This is a genomic window from Streptomyces sp. GSL17-111 (genome assembly GCF_037911585.1).
Lineage (GTDB): Bacteria > Actinomycetota > Actinomycetes > Streptomycetales > Streptomycetaceae > Streptomyces.
This window is the reverse complement of sequence record NZ_JBAJNS010000001.1, coordinates 180627-187500: the sequence shown is the minus strand read 5'-3', so window position 1 is coordinate 187500 and position 6874 is coordinate 180627. Positions and strand designations below refer to the sequence as shown.

Below are 6874 nucleotides of genomic sequence, written 5' to 3'. Positions count from 1 at the left end.
GTGTCTGAGGGTGCGGCCGTAAGGCTGTTTGCTCTCGGTGCCGGTCCCAGTGAACTCGGGCTTGTTGGCTTGGGGTGGTGGGTGGCTGGTTGTTGTTTGAGAACTGCACAGTGGACGCGAGCATCTGTGGCCAAGTTTTTAAGGGCGCACGGTGGATGCCTTGGCACCAGGAACCGATGAAGGACGTGGGAGGCCGCGATAGGCCCCGGGGAGCTGTCAACCGAGCTGTGATCCGGGGGTGTCCGAATGGGGAAACCCGGCAGTCGTCATGGGCTGTCACCCGCTGCTGAACGCATAGGCAGTGTGGAGGGAACGCGGGGAAGTGAAACATCTCAGTACCCGCAGGAAGAGAAAACAACCGTGATTCCGGGAGTAGTGGCGAGCGAAACTGGATCAGGCTAAACCGCAGGCGTGTGATACCCGGCAGGGGTTGCGTGTGTGGGGTTGTGGGAGTTCTCTTGATCGGTCTGCCGGCCGGTCGGCAAGTCAGAAATTGTTGGTGTAGGCGAAGGGCATGCGAAAGGCCCGGCGTAGAGGGTAAGACCCCCGTAGCTGAAACGTCAGCAACTTGCTTGAGGACCACCCAAGTAGCATGGGGCCCGAGAAATCCTGTGTGAATCTGGCGGGACCACCCGTTAAGCCTAAATATTCCCTGGTGACCGATAGTGGATAGTACCGTGAGGGAATGGTGAAAAGTACCGCGGGAGCGGAGTGAAATAGTACCTGAAACCGTGTGCCTACAAGCCGTGGGAGCGTCGCACAGGAAAGCTTGCTTTTCTGTGTCGTGACTGCGTGCCTTTTGAAGAATGAGCCTGCGAGTTTGCGGTATGTTGCGAGGTTAACCCGTGTGGGGGAGCCGTAGCGAAAGCGAGTCCTAAGAGGGCGTTTGAGTAGCGTGCCCTAGACCCGAAGCGGAGTGATCTAGCCATGGGCAGGGTGAAGCGGCTGTAAGAGGTCGTGGAGGCCCGAACCCACCAGGGTTGAAAACCTGGGGGATGACCTGTGGTTAGGGGTGAAAGGCCAATCAAACTCCGTGATAGCTGGTTCTCCCCGAAATGCATTTAGGTGCAGCGTCGTGTGTTTCTTGCCGGAGGTAGAGCACTGGATAGGCGATGGGCCTTACCGGGTTACTGACCTTAGCCAAACTCCGAATGCCGGTAAGTGAGAGCACGGCAGTGAGACTGTGGGGGATAAGCTCCATGGTCGAGAGGGAAACAGCCCAGAGCATCGACTAAGGCCCCTAAGCGTGTGCTAAGTGGGAAAGGATGTGGAGTCGCAGAGACAACCAGGAGGTTGGCTTAGAAGCAGCCATCCTTGAAAGAGTGCGTAATAGCTCACTGGTCAAGTGATTCCGCGCCGATAATGTAGCGGGGCTCAAGTACACCGCCGAAGTCGTGTCACTCCAGCATGACGGCTAACGCCGGCTGGGGTGGGTAGGGGAGCGTCGTGTGCCGGGTGAAGCAGCACTGGAAGGTAGTTGTGGACGGTTCACGAGTGAGAATGCAGGCATGAGTAGCGATACAAGAGTGGGAAACTCTTGCGCCGATTGACTAAGGGTTCCTGGGTCAAGCTGATCTGCCCAGGGTAAGTCGGGGCCTAAGGCGAGGCCGACAGGCGTAGTCGATGGATAACCGGTTGATATTCCGGTACCCGCTGTAGAGCGTCCAACACTGAATCTTCTGATGCTAAGGCCGTGAAGCCCCCTGTGCAGTTCTTTGAATTGTGTGGGTGTGGTGGAGCCGCTGACCCGAGGGGGTAGTAGGTGAGTGATGGGGTGACGCAGGAAGGTAGTCCAGCCCGGGCGGTGGTTGTCCCGGGGTAAGGGTGTAGCCCGAGAGATAGGCAAATCCGTCTCTCATGAGGGTGAGACCTGATGCCGAGCCGTTGTGGTGAAGTGGATGATCCTATGCTGTCGAGAAAAGCCTCTAGCGAGTTGTACGGCGGCCCGTACCCTAAACCGACTCAGGTGGTCAGGTAGAGAATACCGAGGCGTTCGGGTGAACTATGGTTAAGGAACTCGGCAAAATGCCCCCGTAACTTCGGGAGAAGGGGGGCCTCTTCTGGTGATGAGTCTTGCACTCTGAGCTGGGGGTGGCCGCAGAGACCAGCGAGAAGCGACTGTTTACTAAAAACACAGGTCCGTGCGAAGCCGTAAGGCGATGTATACGGACTGACGCCTGCCCGGTGCTGGAACGTTAAGGGGACCGGTTAGCTCTGTTTCGACAGGGCGAAGCTGAGAACTTAAGCGCCAGTAAACGGCGGTGGTAACTATAACCATCCTAAGGTAGCGAAATTCCTTGTCGGGTAAGTTCCGACCTGCACGAATGGCGTAACGACTTCTTGACTGTCTCAACCATAGGCCCGGTGAAATTGCAGTACGAGTAAAGATGCTCGTTTCGCGCAGCAGGACGGAAAGACCCCGGGACCTTTACTATAGCTTGATATTGGTGTTCGGTTCGGCTTGTGTAGGATAGGTGGGAGACTGTGAAGTCATCACGCTAGTGGTGGTGGAGTCGTTGTTGAAATACCACTCTGGTCGTGCTGGATGTCTAACCTGGGTCCGTGATCCGGATCAGGGACAGTGTCTGGTGGGTAGTTTAACTGGGGCGGTTGCCTCCTAAAGAGTAACGGAGGCGCCCAAAGGTTCCCTCAGCCTGGTTGGTCATCAGGTGGTGAGTGTAAGTGCACAAGGGAGCTTGACTGTGAGACTGACGGGTCGAGCAGGGACGAAAGTCGGGACTAGTGATCCGGCGGTGGCTTGTGGAAGCGCCGTCGCTCAACGGATAAAAGGTACCCCGGGGATAACAGGCTGATCTTCCCCAAGAGTCCATATCGACGGGATGGTTTGGCACCTCGATGTCGGCTCGTCGCATCCTGGGGCTGGAGTCGGTCCCAAGGGTTGGGCTGTTCGCCCATTAAAGCGGTACGCGAGCTGGGTTTAGAACGTCGTGAGACAGTTCGGTCCCTATCCGCTGTGCGCGTAGGAGTCTTGAGAAGGGCTGTCCCTAGTACGAGAGGACCGGGACGGACGGACCTCTGGTGTGCCAGTTGTTCTGCCAAGGGCATGGCTGGTTGGCTACGTTCGGAAAGGATAACCGCTGAAAGCATCTAAGCGGGAAGCCTGCTTCGAGATGAGGGCTCCCACCCACGTGATGGGTTAAGGCTCCCGGTAGACGACCGGGTTGATAGGCCGGATATGGAAGCCTAGTAATAGGTGGAGTTGACCGGTACTAATAGGCCGAGGGCTTGTCCATAGTTGCTTGCGTCCACTGTGTAGGTTCTGAGACAGCAAACTGTCGAAGCCGGCTCCCCTGCTAAATGGTGGTGTGGGGTTTCCGGTTGTGTGTTTCATAGTGTTTCGGTGGTTATAGCGTTAGGGGAACGCCCGGTTACATTCCGAACCCGGAAGCTAAGCCTTTCAGCGCCGATGGTACTGCATGCGGGAGTGTGTGGGAGAGTAGGACGCCGCCGAACAAATTGTGTGGGGAAGCCCCGTTGGACCTGGTCCAACGGGGCTTTTCCGCGTGGTACGGGCTCGCCGGTGGCCACCCGACGTCCTGTGTGTCTGTCGAGGCCGGTAAGGTCGGGAGCAGGGTAGGAATCGTTTCTCAGGGGAGGCCGGGTGGAGGTCCAGGAGACACGCGTCCAGACGGACCGGGTCCTCACCATCCCCAACATGCTGAGCATGGCCCGCCTCGCCGGTGTCCCGCTCTTCCTGTGGCTGGTCCTCTGGCCGGAGTTCGGGGGGCCGAACAGCGACGGCTGGGCCCTCGGGGTGCTGGCGCTGAGCGGTGTCAGCGACTACCTCGACGGGAAGCTGGCCCGACGCTGGAACCAGATCAGCAACCTGGGCCGGATCCTCGACCCCGCTGCCGACCGGCTGTACATCCTCTCCACGCTCGTCGGCCTGACCTGGAGGGGGATCCTCCCCTTGTGGCTCACGGGGCTGCTCCTCCTCCGCGACCTGGTGCTGCTCGTGAACGTGTGGCTCCTCGACCGCCGGGGATTCGCTCCGCCGCAGGTGAACTTCCTGGGCAAGGCCGCGACGTTCAACCTCATGTACGCTTTCCCGCTGCTGCTTCTCAGCGACGGAAGTGGGTGGGTTTCGTCACTCGCGGCAATTTTCGGATGGGCGTTCGCCGGATGGGGTACAGCTCTCTACTGGTGGGCAGGAACCCTCTACGTGGTCCAGGTCCGCCGCATTCTCACAGCGGACGCTGCGACCGGCTGAGCCGCGCCTTCCACACCGTCACGGAGGCAGGCTTCCCTGCGGAAGTCGGGGACCCCGTCCGGGCTCGGCCGGTGGGACCGTCGTCTCTTGAAGGAGGACGCAACCGACATGAAGGCCGTCGTGATGGCCGGCGGCGAAGGCACCCGCCTTCGTCCCATGACCGCGAGTATGCCCAAGCCGCTCCTGCCGGTGGCCAACCGGCCGATCATGGAGCACGTGCTGAGGCTGCTCAAGCGTCATGGTCTGACCGAAACCGTGGTGACCGTCCAGTTCCTCGCCTCCCTCGTCAAGAACTACTTCGGGGACGGCGAAGAGCTGGGGATGGAGCTCACGTACGCGAACGAGGAGAAGCCCCTCGGTACCGCGGGCAGTGTGAAGAACGCCGAAGAAGCCCTCAAGGACGACTCCTTCCTGGTGATTTCCGGAGACGCCCTCACCGACTTCGACCTGACGGATCTCATCGACTTTCACCGGGAACGCGGTGCGCTCGTGACCGTGTGCCTGACGCGGGTGCCCAATCCGCTGGAATTCGGGATCACGATCGTGGACGACGAGGGCAAGGTCGAGCGTTTCCTGGAGAAGCCGACGTGGGGCCAGGTCTTCTCGGACACCGTGAACACCGGCATCTACGTGATGGAGCCGGAGATCTTCGACTACGTCGATCCGGACGTCCCCGTGGACTGGTCGGGTGACGTCTTCCCTCAGCTCATGAAGGAGGGCAAGCCCATCTACGGCTATGTCGCCGAGGGCTACTGGGAGGACGTCGGTACCCACGAAAGCTATGTGAAGGCCCAGGCCGACGTGCTGGAGGGCAAGGTCGAGGTCGATCTGGACGGCTTCGAGATCTCCCCGGGCGTGTGGGTGGCCGAGGGGGCGGAGGTCCACCCCGACGCCGTGCTGCGCGGCCCGCTCTACATCGGGGACTACGCCAAGGTGGAGAGCGGCGCCGAAGTGCGCGAGCACTCCGTCATCGGGTCGAACGTCGTCGTCAAGAGCGGTGCCTTCCTGCACAGGGCGGTGGTGCACGACAACGTGTACATCGGCGAGCAGACGAACCTGCGCGGCTGCGTGATCGGCAAGAACACCGATGTCATGCGGGCGGCCCGTATCGAGGACGGTGCGGTCATCGGCGACGAGTGCCTGGTCGGCGAGGAGTCCATCGTCCAGGGCAACGTGCGGGTCTACCCGTTCAAGACGGTCGAGGCCGGCGCGTTCGTCAACACGTCCGTCATCTGGGAGTCCCGGGGGCAGGCCCACCTCTTCGGAGCCCGGGGCGTCTCCGGCATCCTCAACGTCGAGATCACTCCCGAGCTCGCGGTACGGCTCGCGGGGGCCTATGCGACCACGCTGAAGAAGGGGTCGACCGTCACCACCGCGCGCGACCACTCCCGTGGCGCGCGGGCGCTCAAGCGGGCCATCATCTCCGCCCTCCAGGCCAGCGCGATCGACGTCCGCGACCTGGAGAACGTGCCCCTCCCCGTGGCCCGTCAGCAGACGGCCCGAGGCAGCGCGGGCGGGATCATGGTGCGGACGACGACGGGTGTTCCCGACTCGGTGGACATCATGTTCTTCGACGAGCGGGGCGCCGACCTCTCCCAGGGGAGCCAGCGCAAGCTGGACCGGGTCTACGCACGGCAGGAGTACCGTCGGGCCTTTCCCGGTGAGATCGGTGACCTCTCCTTCCCCGCCAGCGTCTTCGACTCCTACGCGGGCGCGCTCCTGCGGACGGCGGACACCTCCGGGGTCGCGGAGGCCGGGCTCAAGATCGTGGTCGACGCGTCGGGCGGCAGCGCGGGTCTCGTCCTGCCCAGCCTCCTCGGGCGGCTCGGGGTGGAGGCCCTGACGATCAACCCGGGGATGGACGAGTCGCGTCCCACGGAGACGACGGACGGGCGCCGCTCCGGCCTGGTCAGGCTGGGCGAGATCGTGGCCTCCGCACGGGCCGCCTTCGGGGTGCGCTTCGACCCGGTGGGCGAGCGGATCTCGCTCGTGGACGAACGCGGCCGCATCATCGAGGACCACCGGGCGTTGCTCGTCATGCTCGACCTCATCGCGGCCGAGCGGCGCAGCGGCAGGGTCGCCCTGCCGGTGACCACCACGCGCATCGCCGAACAGGTCGCCGCCTACCACGGCACGCAGGTGGAGTGGACGACGACGTCCCCGGACGACCTCACGCGGGTCTGCCGCGACGACGCGACGATCTTCGGTGGCGACGGCCGCGGCGGGTTCATCGTGCCGGAGTTCAGCTCCGTGTTCGACGGTGCCGCGGCCTTCGTACGGCTCATCGGCCTCGTGGCGCGCACCCAGCTCACGCTCAGCCAGATCGACGCGCGCATCCCCCGGGCCCACGTCGTGCGGCGGGACCTGGCCACGCCGTGGGCCGTCAAGGGTCTGGTCATGCGGCACGTCGTCGAGGCGGCCGGCGACCGGTCCGTCGACACCACCGACGGCGTCCGCGTCGTGGAGTCCGACGGCCGCTGGGTCATGGTCCTGCCCGACCCGGCCGAGGCCGTCACCCACCTGTGGGCGGAGGGTCCGGACGACGCGTCGGCGCAGGCGCTGCTCGACGAGTGGGCCGCCGTGGTGGACGGTGCCGGACGCTGATCCGCGCACACCGGATGGGCCTTCGGCCCGCGCCCGAGG

At 62.8% G+C, this 6874-nt stretch carries 2 protein-coding genes and 2 rRNA genes; all 4 read left to right on the top strand.

Annotation, left to right across the window (positions count from 1 at the left end):
* The first annotated feature begins 128 nt into the window (after positions 1–128).
* The 4 genes from V6D49_RS00915 (at position 129) to V6D49_RS00900 (ending at position 6835) form a co-directional block, all read left to right on the top strand.
* Positions 129–3254, top strand: a 23S ribosomal RNA gene (locus V6D49_RS00915).
* A gap of 103 nt (positions 3255–3357) precedes the next feature.
* Positions 3358–3474 (top strand): 5S ribosomal RNA (gene rrf / locus V6D49_RS00910).
* Between the two features lie 148 nt (positions 3475–3622).
* Positions 3623–4231 (top strand): CDP-alcohol phosphatidyltransferase family protein, encoded by a 609-nt coding sequence (locus V6D49_RS00905; protein ID WP_340556201.1) that lies wholly within the window; start codon positions 3623–3625, stop codon positions 4229–4231.
* Between the two features lie 108 nt (positions 4232–4339).
* Positions 4340–6835 carry a mannose-1-phosphate guanyltransferase gene (locus tag V6D49_RS00900; protein ID WP_340563586.1) on the top strand — a complete coding sequence of 832 codons (2496 nt, stop codon included), beginning with the start codon at positions 4340–4342 and terminating at the stop codon, positions 6833–6835.
* Positions 6836–6874 lie beyond the last annotated feature (39 nt).

What these genes read in the sequence shown, in the direction of transcription:
- V6D49_RS00900 (WP_340563586.1), top strand. Translation starts at nt 4,340, where the DNA reads ATGAAGGCCGTCGTGATGGCCGGCGGCGAAGGCACCCGCCTTCGTCCC.